The organism is Marinobacter sp. F3R08 (assembly GCF_018860425.1).
GTDB lineage: Bacteria > Pseudomonadota > Gammaproteobacteria > Pseudomonadales > Oleiphilaceae > Marinobacter.
The window spans coordinates 43818-68407 of sequence record NZ_JAHKPI010000008.1; the positions used below are offsets into that span (position 1 = coordinate 43818).

General features: G+C 54.2%; 23 protein-coding genes, 2 tRNA genes and 1 pseudogene. 7 read left to right on the plus strand and 19 right to left on the minus strand.

The window, feature by feature from the left end; all coding sequences use genetic code 11:
• The first annotated feature begins 347 nt into the window (after positions 1-347).
• A complete protein-coding gene (locus KO499_RS01935) occupies positions 348-1166 on the plus strand; it encodes a hypothetical protein (RefSeq protein ID WP_215982042.1) in 819 nt (272 codons plus the stop codon).
• A 151-nt stretch (positions 1167-1317) separates the two neighbouring features.
• Complete coding sequence (locus tag KO499_RS01940) at positions 1318-1749, plus strand: universal stress protein (protein ID WP_215982043.1); 432 nt, start codon at positions 1318-1320, stop codon at positions 1747-1749.
• Between the two features lie 60 nt (positions 1750-1809).
• Here the strand turns inward: KO499_RS01940 and KO499_RS01945 are convergent, their stop codons facing one another.
• The 5 genes from KO499_RS01945 to KO499_RS01965 form a co-directional block, all read right to left on the minus strand.
• Positions 1810-2478 carry a DUF6901 family protein gene (locus tag KO499_RS01945; RefSeq protein WP_215982044.1) on the minus strand — a complete coding sequence of 223 codons (669 nt, stop codon included), beginning with the start codon at positions 2476-2478 and terminating at the stop codon, positions 1810-1812.
• On the minus strand, positions 2475-4412 hold the full coding sequence (locus tag KO499_RS01950; protein WP_215982045.1) for an ATP-binding cassette domain-containing protein: 1938 nt from the start codon (positions 4410-4412) through the stop codon (positions 2475-2477). Before KO499_RS01950 ends, KO499_RS01945 begins: the two co-directional genes overlap by 4 nt.
• Positions 4413-4420: 8 nt before the next feature.
• Complete coding sequence (locus KO499_RS01955) at positions 4421-5215, minus strand: MOSC domain-containing protein (protein WP_215982046.1); 795 nt, start codon at positions 5213-5215, stop codon at positions 4421-4423.
• 137 nt (positions 5216-5352) lie between these two features.
• Positions 5353-5428 (minus strand) — tRNA-Gly (locus KO499_RS01960).
• A gap of 194 nt (positions 5429-5622) precedes the next feature.
• Positions 5623-6225 carry a DUF924 family protein gene (locus tag KO499_RS01965; RefSeq protein ID WP_215982047.1) on the minus strand — a complete coding sequence of 201 codons (603 nt, stop codon included), beginning with the start codon at positions 6223-6225 and terminating at the stop codon, positions 5623-5625.
• Between the two features lie 102 nt (positions 6226-6327).
• Between KO499_RS01965 and KO499_RS01970 the strand changes: the two genes are divergently transcribed.
• From KO499_RS01970 to KO499_RS01980, 3 genes are all read left to right on the plus strand, one after another.
• Positions 6328-6702 (plus strand): sirohydrochlorin chelatase, encoded by a 375-nt coding sequence (locus KO499_RS01970; RefSeq protein WP_215982048.1) that lies wholly within the window; start codon positions 6328-6330, stop codon positions 6700-6702.
• Positions 6703-6755: 53 nt separating this feature from the next.
• Positions 6756-7673, plus strand: a complete 918-nt coding sequence (locus KO499_RS01975) for a TIGR01777 family oxidoreductase (protein ID WP_215982049.1) — start codon at positions 6756-6758, stop codon at positions 7671-7673.
• Positions 7674-7850: 177 nt separating this feature from the next.
• Positions 7851-7926, plus strand: a tRNA-Glu gene (locus KO499_RS01980).
• Between the two features lie 107 nt (positions 7927-8033).
• Here the strand turns inward: KO499_RS01980 and ccoM are convergent.
• Positions 8034-8129, minus strand: a pseudogene (ccoM, locus tag KO499_RS19875) (cytochrome c oxidase subunit CcoM); the annotation flags it as partial.
• Between the two features lie 239 nt (positions 8130-8368).
• Between ccoM and KO499_RS01990 the strand changes: the two are divergent.
• A complete protein-coding gene (locus tag KO499_RS01990; protein ID WP_215982050.1) occupies positions 8369-10780 on the plus strand; it encodes an EAL domain-containing protein in 2412 nt (803 codons plus the stop codon).
• Between the two features lie 65 nt (positions 10781-10845).
• Here KO499_RS01990 and der read toward each other — a convergent pair whose 3' ends face one another.
• From der to trmJ, 13 genes are all read right to left on the minus strand, one after another.
• Positions 10846-12267 carry a ribosome biogenesis GTPase Der gene (gene der, locus KO499_RS01995; protein ID WP_215982051.1) on the minus strand — a complete coding sequence of 474 codons (1422 nt, stop codon included), beginning with the start codon at positions 12265-12267 and terminating at the stop codon, positions 10846-10848.
• 9 nt (positions 12268-12276) lie between these two features.
• The gene (gene bamB, locus KO499_RS02000; RefSeq protein ID WP_215982052.1) at positions 12277-13449 is read right to left on the minus strand and encodes an outer membrane protein assembly factor BamB; all 1173 of its coding nucleotides are present in this window, start codon (positions 13447-13449) and stop codon (positions 12277-12279) included.
• A complete protein-coding gene (locus KO499_RS02005) occupies positions 13449-14105 on the minus strand; it encodes a YfgM family protein (RefSeq protein ID WP_215982053.1) in 657 nt (218 codons plus the stop codon). Before KO499_RS02005 ends, bamB begins: the two co-directional genes overlap by 1 nt.
• A gap of 51 nt (positions 14106-14156) precedes the next feature.
• Complete coding sequence (hisS, locus tag KO499_RS02010) at positions 14157-15437, minus strand: histidine--tRNA ligase (protein ID WP_215982054.1); 1281 nt, start codon at positions 15435-15437, stop codon at positions 14157-14159.
• Positions 15438-15487: 50 nt separating this feature from the next.
• Positions 15488-16606: a flavodoxin-dependent (E)-4-hydroxy-3-methylbut-2-enyl-diphosphate synthase gene (gene ispG, locus KO499_RS02015; RefSeq protein ID WP_215982055.1), complete on the minus strand. Its 1119-nt coding sequence runs from the start codon at positions 16604-16606 to the stop codon at positions 15488-15490.
• Between the two features lie 34 nt (positions 16607-16640).
• The gene (locus tag KO499_RS02020) at positions 16641-17648 is read right to left on the minus strand and encodes a RodZ domain-containing protein (RefSeq protein WP_215982056.1); all 1008 of its coding nucleotides are present in this window, start codon (positions 17646-17648) and stop codon (positions 16641-16643) included.
• The gene (gene pilW / locus KO499_RS02025) at positions 17638-18411 is read right to left on the minus strand and encodes a type IV pilus biogenesis/stability protein PilW (RefSeq protein WP_215982215.1); all 774 of its coding nucleotides are present in this window, start codon (positions 18409-18411) and stop codon (positions 17638-17640) included. Before pilW ends, KO499_RS02020 begins: the two co-directional genes overlap by 11 nt.
• A 74-nt stretch (positions 18412-18485) precedes the next feature.
• A complete protein-coding gene (gene rlmN, locus KO499_RS02030) occupies positions 18486-19598 on the minus strand; it encodes a 23S rRNA (adenine(2503)-C(2))-methyltransferase RlmN (protein WP_215982057.1) in 1113 nt (370 codons plus the stop codon).
• A gap of 63 nt (positions 19599-19661) precedes the next feature.
• Positions 19662-20090 (minus strand): nucleoside-diphosphate kinase, encoded by a 429-nt coding sequence (gene ndk / locus KO499_RS02035; RefSeq protein WP_064228070.1) that lies wholly within the window; start codon positions 20088-20090, stop codon positions 19662-19664.
• A 68-nt stretch (positions 20091-20158) separates the two neighbouring features.
• The gene (locus KO499_RS02040) at positions 20159-21307 is read right to left on the minus strand and encodes an IscS subfamily cysteine desulfurase (RefSeq protein ID WP_215982058.1); all 1149 of its coding nucleotides are present in this window, start codon (positions 21305-21307) and stop codon (positions 20159-20161) included.
• A 22-nt stretch (positions 21308-21329) separates the two neighbouring features.
• A complete protein-coding gene (locus KO499_RS02045; protein ID WP_215982059.1) occupies positions 21330-21827 on the minus strand; it encodes an Rrf2 family transcriptional regulator in 498 nt (165 codons plus the stop codon).
• 77 nt (positions 21828-21904) lie between these two features.
• Positions 21905-22678, minus strand: a complete 774-nt coding sequence (cysE, locus tag KO499_RS02050) for a serine O-acetyltransferase (protein ID WP_215982060.1) — start codon at positions 22676-22678, stop codon at positions 21905-21907.
• A complete protein-coding gene (gene trmJ / locus KO499_RS02055) occupies positions 22671-23534 on the minus strand; it encodes a tRNA (cytosine(32)/uridine(32)-2'-O)-methyltransferase TrmJ (RefSeq protein WP_215982061.1) in 864 nt (287 codons plus the stop codon). The genes cysE and trmJ overlap by 8 nt, the downstream gene beginning before the upstream one ends.
• Positions 23535-23717: 183 nt before the next feature.
• Here trmJ and KO499_RS02060 point away from each other — a divergent pair, with 183 nt between their 5' ends.
• Complete coding sequence (locus tag KO499_RS02060) at positions 23718-24518, plus strand: inositol monophosphatase family protein (protein ID WP_215982062.1); 801 nt, start codon at positions 23718-23720, stop codon at positions 24516-24518.
• Positions 24519-24590 lie beyond the last annotated feature (72 nt).

Below are 24590 nucleotides of genomic sequence, written 5' to 3' on the forward strand. Positions count from 1 at the left end.
GGTCACTGCCCGATCATTCGATTCAAAAATTCATACAGTCGTTTGAATCGAGAGCGGACACGATGAAAAAAAACAGCGCATTTGTCAATTTGTTTCTTTCAGAAGGGCTGCAAAATTGCCTCAAATGCCGGGCGCAACCAAAGAAAAATGAAGTGAAGATGTTGTATTTCAGTGGGCTGGAAGCCACTGCGTGGAAAAAACGGAATTTTGTCACGCAAATTTCATAGTTGTTGACATTTGCGGGCACCAAGGCCACCAAAACTGCTTGATTGGCTGACGCAGTTACTTTACCTTCGATCTACGACTTTGGTCCACAATAATAAAATTGCATCACGGAGAACCATCCGATGAAAGACGTAAACCTGCGGATATACTCTCTCGTAGCCGCGCTTCTTCTTCTCACCCTCGCCTCCATGGGTGCCCGCGCCAAAGACAGTGCCGACGGTTTTCTCTCAGATCTTCATAATTTCAGGGTCAGTAACTACATGGCTCTGGACGCCTATTACCGATTCAGCGGCACCGGGGCCACAGACACCCTGAACGAAATTGTGAAGAGTATCAATGCAGCCAACGAGTCCATGAATTCCGTTGCTGGCAGCGATTCCGGGGTGCTGTCTGCCGACGAGGTCGAGGGATTAAACCGCGAATTCGAAGAATTCAAGAATCTGATGCGAGATAACATTAACGATGTGCGCAATCTGGGTTATCCGGATTTGCGTCTCGTGTCCGATATGGCCAACCAGGCGCTGACCATGAACGAAAAGGCCACTGAATTATACCGAGCAGCCCAGGAAAGCGCCCAGACCCAAACCAATCCCAGAGTCGAAGCTGCACGATCGGCTGCCGTCGTCATGGCCCAGATGATGGCCAAGTACTCGGTCAGAACCAACTCCTCAGCTACCCAGACTTTCCAGGGCTCGTCTATCGAAACCCCACTGGACGAACAGGCCCGGCAGCTGGATCAATTGTTGGCATCGGTTATTCAAGGGCAAGGAACACCGGCGCTTGAGGCGCAGCTGAACGATATCTCTTCCAAGTGGCAGTTCATCCGCGGGTCATACATAAATTACAATGAAAACAATGTGGGCTTTGTGATCGATCGCTACTCCAAGGGAATCCTCAAAGGACTAACGGCAACCATCGAACTTATGCAGAGTAACGCCTGACCCCTACCCCCTTTTTCTGGCAGGCTTAATTACCTGCCAGAAAAGTACTTTCTGCGTCCGTTTTTGATACCCGTCAGTTTCCCGCTACACTTTCCCGAGCCGATTTAAGGTACTATCCTGAGTACATTATCCCGTGCGAAGGAGCGAAACGATGTCTGCCTACAAAAAAATGCTGGTTGCCATTGATCTCACCGAGGAAGCCCCTCAGGTTCTGGACAAGGCAAAGGCCATCAGTGAGGCACACAATGCCGAACTGATGCTGGTCCACGTGGTTGAGCCCGTCGGGTATGCCTATGGTGGCGATATACCAATGGATCTGACCGAACTTCAGGATCAACTCGACAAAGCGGCCCGCGAACAGCTGGGTACCTATGGCGACCAATACGGCGTGGATAAGACCAACCAGGTGGTTACAGTTGGGCGTCCGGAATCAGAAATTCACAGACTTGCCAAAGAGCAGAGCGTAGATCTGGTCATTGTCGGCAGCCACGGCCGCAAGGGTTTCCAGCTTTTGCTGGGCTCGACCGCCAATGGTGTTCTGCACGGTACGGAATGCGATGTTCTGGCTGTCCGAATTGAATAACTGTAACTAGAAAAGACGTGGGCTTTGAGCACCCCGAATGTCCACGGAGAAAAGGGGCTATCAGGCCCCTTCCCCACCCATTTTTGCCTCAAGTTTGCGCAGCTGGCTTTCCAGCGAGAAGCTGACGCTTGAAGCCATTGAGAAAAAGTTCAAGAGCGCCTTCAAGTTGCTGTCCCCCTTGCAGACTGAGTGAATACGCTGCCATAAAGCCTGATTCACCAACTGTAGCCTTTGATTTCTCTCAACAAGCCCCTTCAGATCCCAGTCCGGAGTCTGGTGACTCCGTTTGGCGAAGTATTGCTGTAACAGATAATGGGAAACGCTTCGCATGATAAATTCGTCGGTATTCGCGAAAGGCAGATGATGCACGGCCATTGGCTTGAGCTCGGCAAGAACCGGACACCCGCTGGTTGCCATCTTGAGCCCAAGCAAAGACCTCAACGCCTCTTCGAGCGCCGTTTGTTTGAAGTAACTTCGACAGTCGTCTGTTACCTTAACCTCAACTTTCTGATAGGCATCTTCATTCTGAAACGCCTCAACCACGGGCAATATTTCCGTTGCCGCGGGACAGTAGTGTGATTCCGAAGCCTTTAACGGACAGTTGTTACATTGGCAATGCTCCAGCTTCGTCCATGAAGGAAGCGTACCGGGTGGCCGCGAAGGCTTGTCCGTCACCTTGAATTCGGCTGTGCGACCGTCCTGAAATCTGAAATCGTAGCGTACATTCATTGGTTTGCCTGTTCTTCCAGCTCCATCCACCGCTCTATGACCTGCTCCAAACGTCTTTCCTTTTCTGTCAACGCGTCCAGAGTGCCCGAGACCTCATCTGGCAAACCTGAGTAAAAGTCAGCTCGGGAAATCGTTTTCTGGAGGTCATCGACTTCCTGCTCAAGTGCCTCAATCTGTGCCGGCAATTGTTCCAACTCCAGCTTGAGCTTGTAGCTCAGCTTCACAGGTTTGGGCTTTTCAGCCTGTGCGGCCACGCCCCCTTTTTCTGCGGCCTTTCCGGTTTCACCTTGAGTTTTCCTGGATTTATCCTGCTTGTCCGGACGATTTCCAGTCGCTTCAGATGGGAAGCAACCGCCCTGTCGGCGCCAGTCTGTGTAGCCACCGACGAACTCGCGGACTTTGCCCGAGCCATCCAGGAAAACCGTTTCAGTGACCACATTATCAAGAAATTCACGATCGTGACTGATCACTATCACAGTGCCGGAAAACTCCGCCAACTGTTCTTCCAGTAACTCCAGGGTTTCAACATCCAGATCGTTGGTCGGCTCATCGAGCACCAGGATATTCGCGGGCTTGCTAAACAGTTTGGCCAAAAGCAGTCGGGCTCGTTCACCACCGGAGAACACGCTTACCGGAGATCTGGCCCGCTCCGGCGTAAACAGAAACTCCTGCAAATAACCAAGCACATGCTTACTCTGGCCATTGATGTCGATGAACTCCCGGCCTTCGGAAAGGTTATCCAGTGCGTTCCTCGTCAGATCCAGTTCGCCACGCAACTGGTCGAAATACGCCACCTGCAGATTGGTTCCAAGACGAATAGAACCCTCGGTCGGATCCAGATCCCCCAATAACAACCGAACAAGGGTGGTCTTGCCAGTGCCGTTCTCTCCAACAAGTCCAATCTTGTCCCCACGCAGGACGGTAAGATTCATATCTCGGATCACTGATGTGCCATCGGGATAGGCAAATCCGGCATTCCCGGTTTCAACCACCAGTTTTCCTGAGCGTGCTGCGTCTTCCACCGCAAAACTTGCGGTTCCACCCCGTACGCGACGCTGGCGATGTTCCTCACGCATGGCTTTCAGGGCCCGAACACGCCCCATATTGCGGGTCCTGCGGGCCTTGATGCCCTGGCGAATCCAGGCCTCTTCCTGCTTGAGCCGCTTATCGAACAACGCATTTTGTCGTTCTTCTTCTTCCAGCGCTTTTTCTTTAAGGTCGAGATAGCGATCGTAACTCGCAGCAAAGCTCACCAACTTGCCCCGGTCGAGCTCAACAATCCGCGTCGCCATGCGTCTAATAAAAGCGCGGTCATGGCTGACAAACAGCATGGCGCCACGAAACTGACCCAGCGCCTCCTCCAGCCAGGCAATTGCGGGTACATCCAGATGGTTTGTCGGTTCGTCCAGCAACAGAATATCGGGATCGGCAACCAGCGCTTTGGCGAGCAGGACCCGGCGTTGCCAACCACCGGACAGGGTATTCAGGGCCTGATCCTGATCAACACCGTATTGACCAAGAATCGTCGTGACCTTCTGGTCCAGACGCCAGCCGTCAAGCGCTTCCAGACGTTCCTGAACTTTCATCAACCGGTCGAGACTGGCCTCATCGGCCTGCTGCGACAGCTGATGGAATTCCGCCAACAGCTTGCCGGTTTCCGGGAACGCGCCCGCCACTACCTCATAGGCCGTGCGGGTATCCTCAGAGGGCAGGTTCTGCGGAAGCACGGCGAGCACGGCCCCGTCGTCCAGTCGAACCACACCACCATCGGGAATCACCTCCCCACTGACAATTTTGAGCAGCGTCGACTTGCCCTCTCCGTTTCGTCCCAGCAAACACACGCGCTCCCCGGCATCGATAACCAATGAGGCCTGATCCAGCAGAGGGTGCATTCCATAAGCCAGTGAAACTGAGTCCAGCGTTAGCAATGGCACGTTAGGTTTTACTCCGATTTGTTAACTATAACGGGATCACCCACCCGAATAATTCCCGGTGATTCATGAAGGGCGTTCTGCCCGAATATCACACCATCCTGGGTCCTGCGATAGCTTGAGAGAGTCCTCAGAGGCTGTAGCGCAGCATCTTTTTGGCCCGTTGACGGATCCACAGTGGTCATAACACAGCGGGAACAGGGCTTTACGATGCTCAGATCATTGTGGCCGATCTGCAAACTCTGCCAATGATCTTCCTCCCAGGGTCCTGCTCCCTCAACCACGATGTTGGGACGAAATCTTCGCATTTCCACGGGCACATCAAGCCGAGTGTTCAGCTCTTTCAGCGAAGCGACGTTGGTCACAAGGAAAGGAAAGCCGTCGGCAAAGCCAACCCGGCGGTACTCATCGACCCGACTCGCATCAACGCGACGAAAGGAGCTGTCCGGCATAAAGACGAAACGAACAGGAATCCCGCAAAAACGACTAAGCGCATCACTGGCCTCCGGCAAGCCAACCAGGGTCTGAACCCAATCTCGCCAGACCAAAACCCGAAGCTCTTCACTCGAGGCTGTCAGGGAAAATTCACCTTCACCCGGGATGTTAACAGTTACCTGCTCCCCTTCAAGGCGGGTCACAATACGGGCGAGTTCCGGATGCTCCCGCTGGGTGACAAACCGGCGCTCATCATCAACGATCATCCAGCGCCGATCCCCGACTGGCCCGAAATCATCGGTCTTGAAGTCGGCAACCTCTATTCCGGACAGAGATTTTACGGGATAAACAAACAGTGAATGAACCTTCATGACAGGCAGTCTCCCCAAGAGAGTCAGGATGCGCAACAGGGCTCTGAGTATACCTGACCACACAGCGTGACGCCGAGTTTGTAGATGCCCGGACACAAAAAAACCCGGACCTTCTCAGGACCGGGTTTCTTAAAATCTGGAGCGGGAAACGAGATTCGAACTCGCGACCCCAACCTTGGCAAGGTTGTGCTCTACCAACTGAGCTATTCCCGCAAAGCTGAACGGCTATTGCCGACAACGGAGGCGTATTCTACGTATCCCGACGAAACCGTCAACCACTTTTTTTCATTTTTTTCCTCTCAAAGGTCTTGTCATCCCACATCAGCAAAACCGAACACTGCAACCAATCCTGATCCGGGGATTACTTGAACAACCAAGAGCCTTCATGTTCGGGAACGCCGAGTGCCTTACTGACCGAACCGGCGCCCACCTTCAAGATAATCCTTTTCTTCCGGTGACGATGTTCGACCCAACACCTTATTGCGGTGAGGGAAACGACCGTACGTCTGGATAATAGCCTGGTGATCCCTGGCAGATTGAAGAAAGCTGCCCATAAAATCGGAAACCAATCCTTGCGTCGACCGCGCAACCTGCTCATAACATTCCACAGACATGTCCTGATCTGCCATAAGCTCAGAATGTTGCAAGGGCATGTAAAGGAACGCCCTGTGCACGGGTGGGAGCAGCATATCCTGCCCTTTCTGCATCGCTTGCCGACAGAGTTTTCTGGCCTGACGGTCCTGATCAAAGGCCATAGCAGTGCCACGAAATATATTCCGCGAAAATTGGTCAAGAATGATGATCTCCGCAAGCATTCCACCAGCCTCATCCCGCCAGTGATCCACCCCCTGCTCAGATGCAAACAACACCATGGACAGAAAACGCCGACGGATTTCCTGGTCGAACTTGCGATCAGACCTGAACCATTTGTTTCTATGCTCGCTATCGGGCAAACCATCCTGGTCCAATTCACCAAACCAGAAATCCAGAATCTCTTTCCAATCGAACATTCACTGTCACCCTGTTACTTTAGGTTTTGTCCCGCCTCCGACCGAGGCCAGCATTACGAACTTACGACAGGCTCTATTAATTTGACTACCTCAGGAGCGGCAATGAACAGCCCCCGCATTATTCTGTTGGCACATGGAAGCAGTGACAAGCGTTGGCGTACAACCTTCGAAGAACTGGCTGCACCGACCCTTGCCTCTGTTGACGGTGCCCGGGTTGCCTACATGGAACTTGCGGAACCATCCATGGATACGGTCATCAGGGAAGGCGTCACGGAAGGCATAACCGAGTTTACGATCATTCCTTTGTTTCTCGCCGCCGGGCGGCATCTACGCAAGGATGTTCCGGAGATGATCAAAGAGCTCGAGCAAAGCCATGGCGCAAGCATTCAACTGACAGGCCCGATTGGAGAGAGCCCTCTTCTGGGGCAGGCGATCCGGGATATTGTCAGAGACCAACTGGAAGAAACAACGCCTTGAGTCGGGCCATTTAGCACAGATTCATCGGCCAGTGAGCAACAGGAGCACACCTTATGTCGAAAAGGATTCTGATTACCGGAGGTACCGGATTTATCGGCCATGTTCTGTGTCGTGAGCTGCTGACACGCGGATACGAACTTACCGTTTTCAGCCGACAACCTGCAGAGACCGTCAAATCGAGCTGTGGTCGGGTGGAAACGGTCTGCGACCTCCAACAGCTTCGCTCCAGTCCAGGCTACGATGCCGTCATCAATCTTGCGGGTGAAGGTATTGCAGACAAACGCTGGACCGAGTCCCGAAAACAAATATTACGTGACAGTCGGATAGGCGTGACAGAATCACTCGTTGAGATTATTTGCAGTTGGGAACGCCTCCCAGAGGTCCTGATTTCCGGTTCAGCTGTCGGCTTCTACGGGGACCAGGGAAACGCAACGGTAACCGAAAATACCCCCCCAAACGATGAATTTACCCACCAGCTTTGTCGAGACTGGGAGAACGCCACCAAACCTTTGGCAGACACTGGCGTCAGGTTGTGTTTTTCCCGGACGGGGTTGGTAGCGGGTCCGGGCGGGGGCTTTCTCGAACGAATGATTCTACCTTTCAAGCTGGGGCTTGGCGGGCGACTGGGTCCCGGAACGCAATACATGCCCTGGGTTCACCGCGATGACGTCGTCCAGGCTCTTATCTGGATGATGGAAACTCAAAGTGCCAAAGGCCCGTTTAATGTTGTCAGCCCCAACCCGGCAACCAACGCAGAATTTACCCGAGCGCTGGGCAAGGTGTTGCTCCGCCCGACTCTATGTCCTGTGCCTGCATCAATCTTGAAGGTCGCTCTGGGCGAAATGGCGCGCCTGCTACTCACAGGGCAGAAAGCGATACCAGCCAAACTGACAAATGAAGGCTTTACGTTCCAGTATCCCGATTTGGAGCGGGCCCTTTCCCATTCGCTTGCTGGTAGAGCTGGCCGATGAAACAACCGCTGCCGGAACAATCTTTTCAGCCCGAATGGATTGCCCACACCAGAAACTTCCAAAGCTCATGAGGGCAAAGTGGGGCCCATTATTTTTTTTACAAAAGACGTTGACACTGCCCCGACGCTCTCTTAATATACGCGCCACCTCGACGAGGCAAAGTGTTGAAAACGTTGCGTCCCCTTCGTCTAGTGGCCTAGGACTCCGCCCTTTCACGGCGGCAACAGGGGTTCGAACCCCCTAGGGGACGCCAATTTTTTTCACTTTGATGTGCAGAAAGAAGTCAATTTCTTGCAGACACCGTCAGATCGGTTTTTGACCGCTCCCCTCCTCTTTTTTCCCTTGATACGTGTGGTTTTTGCTGTCTTTCATGACAAAGATGCCCACGCCAACGAAAAATCCGATTATCAGAAGTACTGTCACAATACCCGCGATTACAACGGCATCCATATACATTATGCTTCTCCTTCCAGCGATTAACTTGACTGGATTCAGCTTACGCACGGCATGCCAGCGGTGTATTGATCCAGGTCAACCTCGTTGCCAAGACCGATGTACGCATAAATACTGAAATGCATTATGTTTCCTTCTATTTTTCCTGCATTTGCAAGGTAATTTGAAGAAACAACTGCTATAGTCGAAATCAAAGGAATTGTCCGATCTCCTAACCGGTCTGGGTGGCTGAAGTTCAAGACATGCCAAAACTGTCGACGCGTCTTCAACGTTTTCGAACAGGCTCGCCCCTGTCCTTCAGGCTGTTGGCCTGGATTCTCCTGTTCAGCTCCGCCTTTACACTCGTGGCGTCTGCTATCCAGATCTACTCCGATTATCGAAAAGACCTTTCTCAGATCGATAACAGAATGCAGGTAGTCGAAGCTGGTTACGCATCCAGTCTCGCCCGAAGTCTCTGGGCCCTTGATCAGAAACTGCTGCAGACCCAACTGGAAGGCATCCTCAGCCTGCCTGATGTTATTCATCTTCGGCTGAGAATCGAACCCGATTCCGAACTCGTTATGGGTGATATCCCGCGGGAAGCAAAAACCACCTCTCACAGCTTTAGCCTGGTTCATCAGGGCGATGAAGTGTTCAGGCTGGGCGAGCTGACGGTAACCGCTGATCTGGACCGGGTATACGATGAGCTCAGGCGGAAGGTGGGAGTCATTCTCCTGACCCAGTTCCTGAAGACATTTTTTGTTTCGATCCTGATCATCTGGATTTTTCAGCATTTCGTTGCACGCCATCTGACGACCATGGCGAATTACGCCCGTGATTTTTCACTGGAAACTGCTTCCAGGCCGCTCACTCTGGACAGACCCAACTCGGCATCAAACCGCAACGACGAGCTCAGCCGGGTCACCGACGCCATCAATCAGATGCGCGAGCGACTTAATGCCGATATGCAGCAGCAACAAAAGGATGCCGCTGATATTCGCAAATTTTCCAAGGCTATAGAGCAAAGCCCCTCCTCTGTTCTGATTTGCGACCGGCAGTGGCGCATTGAATTCGCCAACCAGAAGTTCACTCAATTGACCGGGTACGAAGCGGCATCGATTATTGGTAAACACCCCGGCGCCCTCGGAGACAACGATATTGAAAACCGGGAAAGCCGACATCTCTGGCAATCGATCCGCTTGCAGGTACAGAGGGTCGGTGTCTGGCAAGGAGAGGTAAACAGCGTGCGCAAGAACGGCGAACGTTTCTGGGAGCAGTTTATTGTTACTCCCATAAAGGACGAGTCCGCCGGCACCACGGGTTACCTTATTCTGGGCGAAGACATCAGCATCCGGAAACGTTATGAGCAGCAACTCTTGCGTCAGGCCAACTACGACATTCTCACCGGCCTGCCTAACCGAATGCTGGCACTGGATCGGCTCAAACTTGCACTCGCCCAGGCACGCCGCGAAAGCACGCTGGTAGGCGTAATGTTCCTTGATCTCGACAATTTCAAGCACATAAACGACACCCTCGGCCACGACGCAGGCGACAATCTGCTTATTGAAGCGGCTCGCCGGATTTCCAGCTGCCTTCGCGGGACCAGCACCGTGGCGCGACTGGGGGGTGATGAGTTTCTGGTTATCCTGCCCGGCCTTACCGGTCCGGAAGCCTCATCACAAGTGGCAGAGCGTATTTTGAAAACCTTCTCTCCGCCCTACATTCTCAACGGTCAAGAGGTGTTCGTAACCACCAGTATCGGGATTGCAGTCTTCCCGACGGACTCTGACAACAGCGGCACGCTGCTGCAGCACGCCGACGCCGCCATGTACCAGGCCAAGCATAAGGGCAAGAGCTCGTTCGCCCATTTCACACCAGAAATGACGGAAGTGTCCCACGAACGCCTGAAAATGGAGTCCAGCATGCGCAGGGCTCTGGAGCTGAAGGAATTCGAACTGTATTTCCAGCCCATCGTGAATACCGACTCCGGTACGCTGTGCTCTGTTGAGGCTCTTTTACGCTGGAATAACCCGGTCATGGGCATGGTGATGCCCGACCGCTTTATTCCGCTGGCCGAAGAAACCGGACTGATTACCCCTATCGGAGAATGGGTTCTTGAGGAGGCTTGTCGCGCAGCCATGAGATGGAAACAGGCCAGCGGAAAAGACATTGGCATTTCTGTGAATGTATCACCTCGGCAGTTCCGCGACCCAGGCTTTACAGAGGCCGTCATGAACGCCCTTTCCACCAGTGGACTGGCACCGGAACAACTGGAACTTGAAATCACCGAGCGATTGATTCTCGACAACTCTATTGAAACCGCCGAAATACTGCGCCAGCTCGACAAAAACGGAATCCGGCTGTCCGTAGACGATTTCGGTACAGGATACTCAGCCCTCAGCTACCTGAAAAGCTACCCGTTCGACACGCTTAAAATTGACAAGTCCTTCGTTCAGGATGTCATGAGGGAGCCTGAGGATGCCTCACTGGTTCGAGCCATTATCAATATGGCTCACAGCCTCGGCCTGAGGGTGATTGCTGAAGGGGTCGAGGAAGAAGCGCAGACTCACTTCCTCAAGACGGAGAAGTGCGACTTCTCCCAGGGTTACTTCTACAGCCGCCCCCTGCCGGCGTCGGATTTTGACACCTGGCTCGCCAGCAATCACCGGGTATAAACCGAAACCTACGGGGGCATGGAAGGCGGCTTACCGATGCCGGGGCAGCATCGCTCTCCCCGGGATCAGCGCTTCAGACTCTTCTGACGCTTTTTCTTGGGCCGGCGACCCTGCTTCTCGTCATTGTCCTTTTTGACCTTCTGACGCGGCGTCAACCGGTCCACTTTACCAGCGAAGGGGTTTTCGCCTGATTTAAACTCGAAACGTATCGGAGAACCCGTGACCTTGAGAACCTTACGGAAGGTATTCTCAAGATAACGCTTGTAGGCGCCTGGCAGTGAATCCACCTGATTACCGTGTACGACAATCACCGGCGGGTTTGAGCCGCCCTGATGGGCGTACCGTAGTTTGATTCTGCGTCCGTGCACCATTGGCGGCTGATGTTGGGCAATCGCATCCTGCAATATAGCGGTCAGGCGATTGGTTGGCCATTTTGCCATGGCGGACTCGTAACAGGCCGCTACAGACTCATACATCACGCCAACTCCTGAGCCGTGAAGCGCAGAAATATAGTGTTTATCGGCGTAATCCAGAAAATCGAGTCGGCGCTGAACCTGCTCCTTCACGCGCGCGCGATCCTCGGGATCCATGCCATCCCACTTGTTCACTGCGATAACCAGTGAACGCCCGGCGTCCAGAACAAAACCTATCAGGTGAAGATCCTGATCTACCAACCCTTCCCTGGCATCAATAACCAGAATCACCACATGGGCGTCATCGATCGCCTTGAGCGTTTTGATAATGGAAAACTTTTCAACCACTTCGCTGACATTCTTGCGGCGACGAACACCGGCGGTATCTATCAGCGTGTACTGATGCCCTTGCCGCTCGTAGGGGATATAGACACTATCCCGGGTGGTACCGGGCATGTCATAAACCACCACCCGGTCTTCCCCCAGCATTCGATTTACCAGGGTTGATTTCCCGACATTTGGCCGTCCGACAACACCAATGCGGATACCTGGATAGCGATCTGCCCTATCCTCCTCTTCACGCTCTTCTTCAGATGGCAGAAGGATTTCCACCATCGACCGGATACCCCGGTTGTGGGAGGCAGCGATCAGGAACGTGGATTCGAAGCCAAGGCTGTAAAAATCAGACGCAGCAATATCCGGATCCTGTCCGTCGGTCTTGTTCACAACAAGGTGAGCTTGCTTACCTGAACGACGGAGGCTGTCCGCGATCAGTTCGTCACCGGCGGTCAGCCCTGCACGGCCGTCCACCAGGAACAGAACAATATCTGCTTCCTCAACAGCCTGCATGGACTGCCGGGCCATTTCCAGATCCAGGCCCTGCTCGTCACCGGTAAGGCCGCCGGTATCAATAACGATGAAGCGCTGGCCCTCATAGCTGCCCTCACCGTATTTGCGATCACGGGTTAAACCCGGAAAATCCGCAACCAGGGCATCCCTGGAACGGGTCATCTGATTAAACAGCGTCGATTTGCCGACGTTAGGACGGCCGACAAGGGCAATTACTGGGGTCATAATACGGAATCAATCCTGCGGGTTAACCTGAAATACGGCCATCTTCCCGCTGTTGCCAAAAACCAGCAGGTTACCATTGGCAAGGCGCTGTGCCGGTACGCGGATACCCTCATCGTCAAACTCCAGTTGCCCGACCAGCCTTCCATCCTCCCGGTCAATGGCGTGCAGGTAGCCTTCGAAATCACCTACCACCAGATAGTCTTGATAAACCATCGGCTGGGTGAGTTGGCGCCATGCAAGACGGTCCTGGGTCCACATATCCCGACGATCCGAGCCTCTCAGAGCAACAATGTCTCCATTGGCTGAAGCAAGATAGATCTGCCCGTCACCGATCATCGGTGAGTAAAGGCTCGATGCCTTCTTACTCCATATCTCCTGGCCCGTTCGGATATCAACAAGGGCAAGTTTGCCCTGATAGCCAACCACCATAACGGCCGTATCGATCACAAGGGGCTGCCCTGTCACGTCTACTAACCGCTCAAGTTCTGTACGGCCCTGGGCTTGGCCCACCTCATACTGCCACATGGGTTGCCCTGAAGCTGCTGCCAGTGCGATCAGTTTGCCACTGGCAAAGGATGTGATAACAACATCACCACCGACCAGGGGAGGCGCAGCTGCCCGTATGGACAGAACGGGAACGGTACCATCGTACTGCCATAACTTTTCGCCATTGGTGACGCTGAAACCCAATACTTTGCCATCCGTCGTCTGGGCGACCACAAGGGAACCATTAGACTGTGGTGCCGATAGCACCTCCGTTGGCAATGCCTGGCGCCAAACCTCGGAGCCATCCTCCCGGGACAGGGCTACCAGGTCTGCATTTTCGGTGGTCAGGTAAAGATACTGCCCATCACCACCCAGACCGGAAAAGATGCGATCTCCGAATTCCGATTCCCAGATGACCTTACCCGAATCCGATGCCACGGCGTAAAGCTCACCGTCTGCTGAAGCGGCGTAAATAATATCTCCGGCATTCAATGGTGCCAGGTAGAGAAACTCACCGTCATGGCCATCACCTACGGACATGCTCCAGACTCTTTCAAAGTCAGCGGACACGTTAATGTCAGGAACCGGAGCAGGTTGTTCAAACGTGTCCGTGCTGCTGCAGCCACCGAGTACACCAAGGAGAACGAGTCCCAGAAACAGTCCGCGTTTTGAGAACCTGTCTCGGAAAACGGGCATCAGGCATCCTCCCCGACGCCGAGGTCTGCCAGTTTCAGTTCCAGAACACCGCTACGACCTTGCTGACCCTGTTCTCGAGCAGTCAAATACGCTTCAAGGGCAGCTTCACGGTCGCCCTTCGCCAGCAAGATATCGCCCCGGAGCTCGGAGTACATGGCATCGAATGAATCGGCAGAACCAGCGCCATCGATGGTGGCCAGGGCCTCATCGTACAGACCTGCAGAAAACTGGGCACGCGCCAGACGGTTGCGGACCACAAGCGCCAGTGCCTCAAGTTCACCGGTCTTTTCCAGAGCCCACTCAAGAGAGTCAACCGCAGCTTGAGCATCTCCATCCTGCATCAACTGCTGACGGGCGAGAATCAGGTTGCCGTATACCGCATAGGCACTGTCCGAGTAATCATCCCTGAGAGTCTGCGCCACAAACGCGACTGTCTCGCCGCTGGTTTCATCAGCCTGATCACTAAAGGCGTTCAGAAGGTTGGCGAACTGGTTCGCCGCCTCAGTACGCTGCTCGGCCTGATGGTTCTGCCAAGCCTGCCAACCGAACACAATGGCCAGGGCCGCACCAATGCCGATCAGCAGAGAACTGCCGTTCTTTTTCCACCAGTCCTTGATTGCCTGGATCTGTTCTTCTTCGGTGCGCAACTCTGCCATGAGGACTCCTGTAGTCGAATTTTGCTTTTGTATCAGTAAATTTGGTCAGATTCAGCTGGCCAGTGCTGCGGACAAAGTGTCGGCAAGCTCATCCTGGGCAACCTCGATTTGTGGTTCATCAGCACGCAAGGGCTTCAGTCCGACAGTTCCGTTAGCTACTTCGTTCTCGCCCAGAATCACCGCATAGCTTGCGCCGCTACGATCAGCTTTCTTCATCTGGCTCTTGAAGCTTCCGCCACCACAATGGGAAACGACCACCCGATCCGGCAAAGCTGCACGCAGTTTTTCAGCCAGCTGCATTGCCGGAGCCAACGCCCCCTCACCCATTGCCGTCACGTAGATATCAGCATTGTTGTTCACATAATCCGGAACCAGCTCAAGTGTTTCCAGCAGCAGAATAAGCCGCTCAAGGCCCATTGCGAAGCCAACCGCGAAAGTCGGCTTGCCGCCCAACTGTTCCACAAGCCCATCATACCGACCGCCTGCACACACAGTGCCCTGTGCACCAAGGCTGTCGGTTATCCATTCAAAAACCGTCTTGCCGTAATAATCGAGACCCCGGACCAGCGCCGGATTCACCGAATAACTCACGCCTGCGGCATCCAACAGTGCTTTCAGCCGGTCAAAATGCTCACGGGATTCCTCGTCAAGATAGTCGTCAAGACAGGGCGCGTTTTCCAGGATTCTGCGAGTGGAGGCATCCTTGCTGTCCAGGATTCGCAGTGGGTTGGATTCCAGACGACGCTGACTATCAGCATCCAGATCTGACTTGAACTGACTTAAATAGTCCACCAGTGCCGAACGGTAAACCCGGCGAGACTCGGACGTACCGATCGAATTGATCTCAAGTCGGGTATGCCCTTCAAGCCCCAGCGCTTTCCAGAGTCTGGCAGTCAATACCAGTAACTCGGCATCAACATCAGGGCCACTCATACCGAAACATTCCACGCCAATCTGGTGGAACTGACGATAGCGCCCTTTTTGCGGACGTTCGTGTCTGAACATCGGACCGGTATACCAGAGCCGGCGGGTCTGGTTAAACAGCAGACCGTGCTCCTCTGCCGCCCGAACACAGCCAGCCGTGCCCTCGGGACGCAATGTCAGGCTGTCACCGTTACGGTCTTCAAAGGTGTACATTTCCTTTTCGACAATGTCGGTAACTTCACCGATCGATCGCTTGAACAGATCGGTTTGCTCCACAATCGGCATCCGGATTTCCTGGTAGCCGTACTGGGCCAGAACCCGACGAACCGTAGCTTCCACGAACTGCCATACCGGCGTCTGCTCCGGCAGGATATCGTTCATCCCGCGAATTGCCTGAATCTTTGCCAATGTTAACCCTTAAACTCTGTCTGGATGATTATGCCCGGAAATGAAAACGATCAGTCGTCCGAACGGGCAATGATCGAATCTTCCTGTTCCTTGCGACGTGCCACTTCCTCTCGAATCAGACGCTCCAGATCTTCTGTCAATGTTGCATTATCCAGCTTCTGATTCGGTTTGCCCGCCATGTAGAAGAGGTTTCTGGGGCTGCCTCCGGTGAGTCCGAGATCCGCCACTTTGGCTTCACCCGGTCCGTTGACGATGCACCCGATGATCGCAACGTCGAGAGAATCGTTCACATCCTCAAGCCGAGATTCCAGATCATTCATCGTCTGGATGACATCGAAGTTCTGACGAGAGCAACTGGGGCAGGCAATGAAATTGATACCTCGGCTTCGAAGGCGAAGACTCTTGAGAATATCAAAGCCTACCTTGATTTCCTGAACCGGGTCTGCGGCAAGTGATACCCGGATCGTGTCGCCGATGCCATCCATCAGAAGCATGCCAAGACCCACCGATGACTTGACCGTACCGGAACGCAAGCCACCTGCCTCGGTGATACCAAGGTGCAGAGGCTGTTCAATCTGCCGGGCAATTTTGCGATAGGCATCTACCGTCATGAACACTTCTGATGCTTTCAGACTGACTTTGAAATCCTGAAAGTCATGACGGTCCAGGATGTCAATGTGGCGCATGGCTGATTCTACCAACGCGTCTGCCGTGGGCTCTCCGTATTTGCGCTGCAGGGACTTTTCCAAAGATCCGGCATTTACACCAATACGAATTGGAATGTTGCCATCCCGAGCGGCACTGATAACCGCGCTGACGCGATCATCGCGACCTATGTTGCCCGGGTTGATCCGAAGACAGTCCACACCGAGTTCCGCCACCCTCAGAGCGATCTTGTGATCGAAGTGGATATCAGCGACCAACGGGAGAGACACCTGTTCACGAATCTTTCCGAAAGCCTCTGCGGCGTCCATGGATGGAACAGAAACCCGCACGATGTCAGCACCCGCCTCCTGGAGCGCGCTAATCTGGCCAACCGTGGCCTCTACATCACAGGTATTGGTGTTGGTCATGCTCTGCACCGCTATGGGGGCATCACCACCCACAGGAACGTTACCCACCATGATCTGGCGAGATTTGCGTCTGATAATCGGGGAATCCTGTTTCATGTCTTACTGACCGATATAGAAATTTGATCGAGTTTCAGAGTGTCAGAGTAAATTCTGACCGGTTGTTGATAACCTGATAACCATCGATGTCCAGAGGTTCCCCCTGGAACCGAATGGATTCGACCGCATTAACTGCGCCAATAACAACCCGTAGCGGAGCCGGTCCGGCAACATCAATCTGCCCTCCGTCACGTTGAAGTGAATTCACCATACGGTTACCCGCGGCATCAACGACCTGAACCCAACAATCGTCGCTGAAACTGATCTGAAGGCGACCAGTATCGTCCGCCTCGGACACAGCAACGGAATTTTCCAGAACCGGCTCCGTGGTCTGGACAACTGTCGGAATCTGATCTGAGACAACGTCGACAGGCTCCTGTCGTGCATCTTCGTCGGCAACAGAATCCTCAACGGGCTGACGCTCGCCGGCATCCGCTTCAACAGATTGCGCCTCTGGGGCCACACTCTCTGATGGCATGGCAGTAGACGCGGACTCTTCCGAACTGGCTATCACTTCCGGCTCGCTTTGTTCCGGCTCTGGCACTGCTGCCGATTCGCCAGCGTCGTCCCGACTGTCCTGTACTGCCTCAGAGTCGGTTACCGGCTCAAAGGGAGACTCATCCTGTTGAGGAACCACAAACGTGAACGCCAGATACCCTGCCACACCAAGAATTACAAGAAAGAACAGCGCCTTGGCAAATCGTCGCTTTCGCCGCCTACGGCGCTCGATATCAACCAGGGGATTTGCTTCCTGCTCTTGTGCCCGTTGTTGCCGAATGGGCTCCAACTCCTGATCCAGAGCCGCAATAACAACATCTGCGCTCAGCCCTACGTGTTCCGCATAAGCCCGGACATACCCTTTCAGAAAGAGTTCGCTGTCAATCTGACTGTAGTCTCCGGCCTCTATCGCCTGTATAACCGCAGGACGTAAATGTTGCGCCGAGGCAATATCAGCCGAACTTAAACCGGCCTTCTCCCGTGCCTTTTGCAGAGTTTGCCCAACGGATTCCTTAATCTCTGGCTGTGCGCTTTCAGTTGCCATTAGAAATCAGCACCTTATATTGTTGATATTCGCCTGACTCCGGAAAGTTGTTTTTGAGCTGAAGGGCAAGACTCGCTTCCTGATCATCGTCATTGAGATAGCGAGCAATGCGGATGCCGGTAAGAAGGCTTTCCGGTGAGTGAACCAGACGCTGATCCCTTTGCATCAGTGAGATCAGGCGCGAATAGTAGCGTGCTGCAGTGTTGTAATTCCCGGACTCAACGGAGACTCGGGAAAGCGCCAGAAGCGAACGGGCGTCGCCCCGTGTAAGTTCTACGGCCCGGCGATAGGACGTGACTGCCGCCTCCAATTCACCGAGTCGTTCCTCAGTCATACCAAGGTTAAAAAACACAGACCCGCGATCCTGATATCCGGTATCCCGAGAAGCAGCGAGGAACTGGTCGCGCGCGTCGTCCATCCGCCCGTGGCCAAAAAGAAAGGCACCGTAGTAAACCCGAGCACGGGTAAAGTCTGAATCCTCAGATATTGCCTTCCTGAAGCTCCGTTCGGCCAACTCTGGCTCACCTTCAGCGTTGTACACCAGCCCCATCGCTGCCAGCGCGCCGGGTGCGCCCGGATCCAGATCCAGAGCTCTGTCCAGATGAAAACGGGCCCGTTCAAGGTTGCCCTGACCAATATAAGCGGTGGCAAGTTTTACATAGTTGTCGAGAGCTTCCTGACGGTCCGCTTCCCGTGAGAATCGACTATCGGTGGTGGTAACGCAACCTGAGACCAGCAGAGTCAGCAACATAACTGCCAACATGAAAAAACGTCGGTTTGCTGGAATTGTAATCACGGGTGTCCCCTTCCTAAAATGGGCTACAATACGTTCCTGACTCAGGGATTGACCTGCTGCACCTGAATATACCTCTGGCTTCGCCGGGTTCTGTCCTCAACCCGCCCCACCAACTGACCACAGGCTGCATCGATATCGTCACCCCTGGTTGTCCTGATCGTGGTGATGTAACCAGCCTCATTCAGAACGGTCTGGAACCGTCGGGTCGCGTTCATGCTCGGCCTCCGGAAATCACTCTCCGGGAAGGGATTAAACGGAATCAGGTTGATCTTGCATGGTAAATCCCGCAACAGCACTGCAAGCTCGCGAGCGTGTTCCGGTTGATCGTTCATACCCTCAATAACGGTATACTCGATTGTCGCCTTGCGCTTGTCGGGCAACCGCGCAAAGTAGCGCTTGGTTGCGGCCAACAGCTCCGCGATCGGATACTTTTTATTAAGCGGCACCAACTTGTTACGCAACTCATCATTGGGGGCGTGCAGAGAAATGGCCAGTGAAACATCAGTAACTTCCGCCAGTCGATCCAGCGCCGGCACCACACCCGATGTACTAAGAGTAACCCGACGTTTGGATATCCCGTAAGCCAGATCTTCCATCATGAGATTCATGGCATCGACGACATTGTCGAAATTAAGCAATGGTTCGCCCATGCCCATCATTACCACATTGGTAATCGGTCGGTCCGGACCCGGCTCAAACGGCATAAAGGCCTTGCGCGCAACCCACACCTGGCCGATGACTTCCGCCGCCGTGAGGTTGCGATTGAAGCCACGTTTTCCCGTGGAGCAAAAGGTACAATCCAGGCTACAGCCAATCTGGGAGGAAACACAGAGCGTACCCCGTTCGCCATCCGGAATCAGCACGGTCTCAACACTGTTGCCATTGTCCATCCGCATTACCCACTTGCGGGTGCCGTCTTTGGACGTTTCGTCGTAGACCACCTCAGGACCCCGAATTTCAGCCACCAGCTTGAGCTTTTCCCGGAGCGCCTTGCTCACATTGGTCATTTGATCGAAGTCATCAGCGCCACGCTGATGTATCCACTGCAACACCTGAGTGGCACGAAAACGCTTCTCTCCAAGGGAATCAAAGAAAGCCTCCAGTTTCGCTTTCGGCATCCCGAGAAGATTGGTTTTTTCAGCGGCCGCTGTCATTTCATAACCTCGATCAGATAACCAATTCGGAGGCGACCGGATGATCGCCTCCAATCAACCAGATCAGCCCCGCGGGCAGATCTCGTTGTCATTGAAGAAATAAGCGATTTCGCGCTCAGCGGAAGCCGCGGAATCAGAGCCGTGAACCGCGTTGGCATCGATAGAAGATGCAAAGTCCGCACGGATAGTGCCGGCATCCGCTTCCTTCGGATTGGTCGCACCCATCAGATCGCGGTTTTTAAGAATGGCACCTTCGCCTTCCAGAGCCTGGACAACCACCGGACCGGAGGTCATGAAGGCAACCAGATCATTAAAAAACGGGCGCTCTTTGTGCTCGGCGTAGAAGCCTTCAGCCTGCTCCTGGGTCAGGTGCATCATTTTGGCAGCAACAATATTCAGGCCGGCTTTTTCGAAGCGACTGTAAATTTCGCCGATCACGTTCTTTGCTACCGCGTCGGGCTTGATAATAGAGAGCGTGCGCTCAGTTGCCATGGTCTTTCTCCAGTTTGTGGATGGTAAAATTTCTGGCCTGCGATTATACGCAGTCCGGGGCAAACTTCCTACCGCACTGCACGGAGGCGGCTAACAACATCAACGATTTGCGAACTGGCGAAGGCCACTTCTTCTTCTGTAGTGAAGCGGCCGAAGGAAAATCGCAATGCCCTATGGGCCTGCTCATCACTCAGACCGATGCCACAAAGTACGTAAGAAGGCTCTACAGTGGCCGAGGCGCAGGCGGAACCGGAGGAGACAGCCAGATCGCGGAGCCCCAGCATAAGGGATTCAGCCTCAACGCCCTCAAAGGAAAGATTCACAATGCCCGGGACACGCCGGGTTACACTGCCATTGAGACTGACACCGTCCAGAGAGCTAAGCCCCTCGAGGAAAGCCTCACGGAGCGCTTCCAGCTTTGCCATCTCCTGCTCAAGTTCTGCCCGAGCCAGGGCGAAAGCCTGACCCATACCCACAATCTGATGAGTGGGCAAGGTTCCGGAGCGCATTCCTCTCTCATGCCCACCCCCATGAATACAGGCTTCAATACGAACGTCCGGAGACCGCCTCACATAGAGAGCACCCACCCCTTTCGGCCCGTACACCTTATGCCCGGACAGCGCCAACAGGTCCACCGGCATAGAGGTGACATCCACCGGCATCTTCCCGGCGGCCTGGGCTGCATCTACATGAAACAGAATGCCTCGCTTCCTGAGTTCGGAACCAATAGAGGCCACGTCGGTAATGGATCCGAGCTCATTGTTGACCAACATCAGGCTGACCAGCACGGTATTGTCCCGGAGCGCATCCATTACCTGGTCGCAGGCAATCGTTCCGTCTGCGGCAGGATTCAGCCAGGTCACTTCGACACCCTGGCCCTCCAGCCACTTGCAGGTATCGACAACCGCTTTATGCTCAATTCTTGAAGTAACCACATGAACACCCTGGCGACCTGCTACAGCACCCTTGAGCGCGAGGTTATCCGATTCTGTGGCACCTGAGGTCCAGACAATCTCGCGAGGATCCGCATGGATCAGCTCCGCAACCTGCTTGCGCGCCGTCTCCACAGCGGCTTCCGCCTGCCAGCCGTAAGCGTGGGTTCGGGATGCAGGGTTTCCGAATACACCGTCCAGAGTCAGGTATTTCATCATTTCATTAGCAACAGCAGGATCAACGGGCGTCGTGGCCGCGTAGTCCATATAAACAGGCTTTTTCATGGGTTCCGGGAACTTGTTGGTATCAGGCCGGCGCCTGATCAGACAGGCGTTCGGTGTTGATGGTTTCAGAGCCGTTGTCGGATTGGAGGCGATTTTGCCGATCCGCAACCTGGCGAATTTCATGCTTTCGCATCAGATCTCCGAGACTGATCTCGCTAAGGAACTGATGAATCTGGTCACTAAGATCGGACCAGAGATGATGAGTCAGGCATTTCTCGCCGTTCTGGCAGTCGCCCTTGTTACCACAACGCGTGGTATCCAGTGATTCACTGACGGCGTCAACGACTTCGGCGATGTACAGGTCTGCCGCAGGGCGGCTTAGTCTGTAACCGCCCCCCGGGCCACGAATACTGATAACCAGTTTCTGACGGCGGAGACGTGAGAAAAGTTGTTCCAGATAGGACAGTGAGATTTCCTGGCGAGCCGAAATATCGGCCAGACTCACCGGCCCCTCGCCCCCATGGAGAGCCAGGTCCAGCATTGCCGTAACAGCATAGCGGCCTTTGGTGGTCAACTTCATAGTGCCAGCCCCGTGACGGGATTGAATCTCGAAAAGCAGTCCAGAGTATGGATTAACCAACTATTTCAGTCAAGTATTCAGCGACGGACCTCTTCGTCGTCCCTGACACAATCGAAATCTTCCTCCTGCAGAGGCGGCAACTCGCCATTCTGGTAGTCGCTATTCACCTTACGCAAAGCCTTGCACATAGTCTCAATGCGGTCGTCTACCGCGTGCATGTGGTCGAGCAAAGACCGCATGGCCCGGGCAACCGGATCCGGCATTTCTTCAGTGACACCATAGGCGTCGAAGCCCATCCGCTCTTCCATTTCTTTGCGACGGACATCGTCTTCGTCCTGACGCTTTACAATGACCCTTCCGGGAATGCCAACGACGGTCGCACCCTCGGGTACCGCCTTGGTGACTACTGAATTTGAGCCAATCTTGGCACCCTCACCCACGTCAAAGGGGCCAAGGATCTTGGCGCCGGCCCCGACCACCACACCGTTACCGATCGTCGGGTGACGCTTCCCCTTATTCCAGCTAGTCCCACCAAGAGTAACCCCCTGGTAAAGCGTGACATCATCACCAATAACGGTGGTTTCACCAATAACGACACCCATGCCGTGGTCAATAAAGAATCGACGGCCAATGGTTGCACCCGGATGTATCTCAATACCGGTCAGCCAGCGGGCGATCGTTGAAATTGTGCGTGCCAGCCACTTGAGCCCCAGCCCCCACAGCCAGTGAGAAAAACGGTGAAAGAGCAGCGCATGCAGACCCGGATAATTGGTCAGGACCTCAAAGGTATTCCTGGCGGCAGGATCCCGGTGAAAAACGCTGTTAATGTCTTCCCGCAAACGCTCAAACATGGCCATTGTCCTGTTCCGAAGCCTCTGTGCCGGCCTCGATTGATTTGCTGTTTCTCCCGGCACCTGCCGCCTTCTGGGCGGCCGTGAGGATGCCTCGGAGAATATTGATTTCCATCTGATCCAGCCTCGCGCGCTGGAACAGGCGCCGCAGGCGTGTCATGAGTTGCCGCGGATTCTCCCGTCGATGAAAGTCCACATCGATCAACATCTGTTCCAGGTGCCCGAAAAACCCTTCCACATCCTGAACTTTTGCGGCCGGCACATCCCAACCTTCATCACCCGGCCTGATCATCGACTTAAGGTATGGGCTCCCTTCCCCGCCTTCAAGGCTGCGCAAATAATACATTCGCAACTCATAGCACATCACCTGCACTGCCATGGCCAGATTCAGGGAGCTGTAATCCGGGTTGGACGGTATATGAATATGATAGTGGCAACGCTGCAACTCATCGTTACTCAACCCATGATTTTCCCGACCGAATACCAGCGCCACAGGCCCGCTCTCAGCGTGACCGGACGCCGCGGCTGCAGCCTCAGGTGGCGCACAGACCGGCCATGGAACCTTCCGTCCCCGAGCACTTGTACCCATAACCAACACGCAATCCGCCAACGCCTCATCCAGAGTCGGGACTACCTGCGCGCCATCAAGCACGTCTGAGGCGCCTGCAGCGCGGGCGTAGGACGCCTCATCCGGAAAGGAGTTGGGGTTAACCAGCCAAAGATTTCCCAACCCCATGTTTTTCATGGCGCGAGCCACAGCACCGATGTTGCCCGAGTGGGATGTCTCGACAAGGACGATCCGGATGTTCTCCCGGAATGTCTCCGTCCCTTCCTGTGGAAGTGCGCTTTTGTGCATTGTTAGCAGACCCAATGTTATTGATCAGGCCGGCTATCATAGCAGAAAGCACCCGGGTCCTGCCCCTCCGGAGAACCCGTAACCTCTGGTTATCCGTGCTATTGCTGAGTCAAAAAACATACAAGCGGGGTGATCTTTTGCTATCATAGCCGGCCTTCACACACCCGGATAATGAACACTCAGATGCAACCAGCTATTAAAATGGCCCTGCGCGTCGCGCGTCAGGGGTCCGATTATCTGAAAGCCCACTTCGAGCGCCAGGAACCCACCGGCAAAGACGACCAGGAACGCCGTCGTCAACTGGAGCGGGTCGAGCAATCCATCTACGACAATTTCGCAGAACAGCTCGAGAAAGCCTACAAGGACCACAGCATCGCCCCTCTTAATGAAGCGGATGCCGGTACCAGCGAAAAAAGCTGGCACATTTTTCCTGTGCTGGGCCGCGAAAACTTCCTTCGGGGAATTCCGGAATTCGCATTGGCACTGTCCCAGAAGAAGAACAACCGCACCGAGAACCTTCTGCTGGTGAACCCCGTTACGGGCGAAGAATACTCGGCAAGCCGTGGCCATGGTGCTGCTCTCAATAGCCGTCGCGTTCGCGCCTCGGGTATCAAACTGACCGAGAAAGCCGCCATCGCCACCAACCTCCTGGACCAGGCTCGCAAGAGCGAAGACCCTCTGCTCTGGGGAGAAATGGCTGCCGTTCTGGCTCGGGATTCCGGAATGTTCCGCACATCCGGCTGCGTGGTACTGGATATCGCACGGGTTTCCGCCGGCCTGATGGATGCAGCAATCATTTTCCGCCCTGAGGCAGCAGACGTCGATCTGGGTGTCACGCTGGCCATGGAGTCCGGCGCACTCACCGGCGATTTCTCAGGCAATCCATCCACCGGTAATGCCCGCCAGTTAGTCGTCGCAAACCCGAAGCTGTTTCGCGAAGTACTCAAAGTACTGCACCCCTTCCGGGGCCGATTACCACGCTGAAGCTATCAGCGGAAAACACAGGCATAAAAAAAACCGCCATCATCCAATGGCGGTTTTTTTATGTCCCAATCA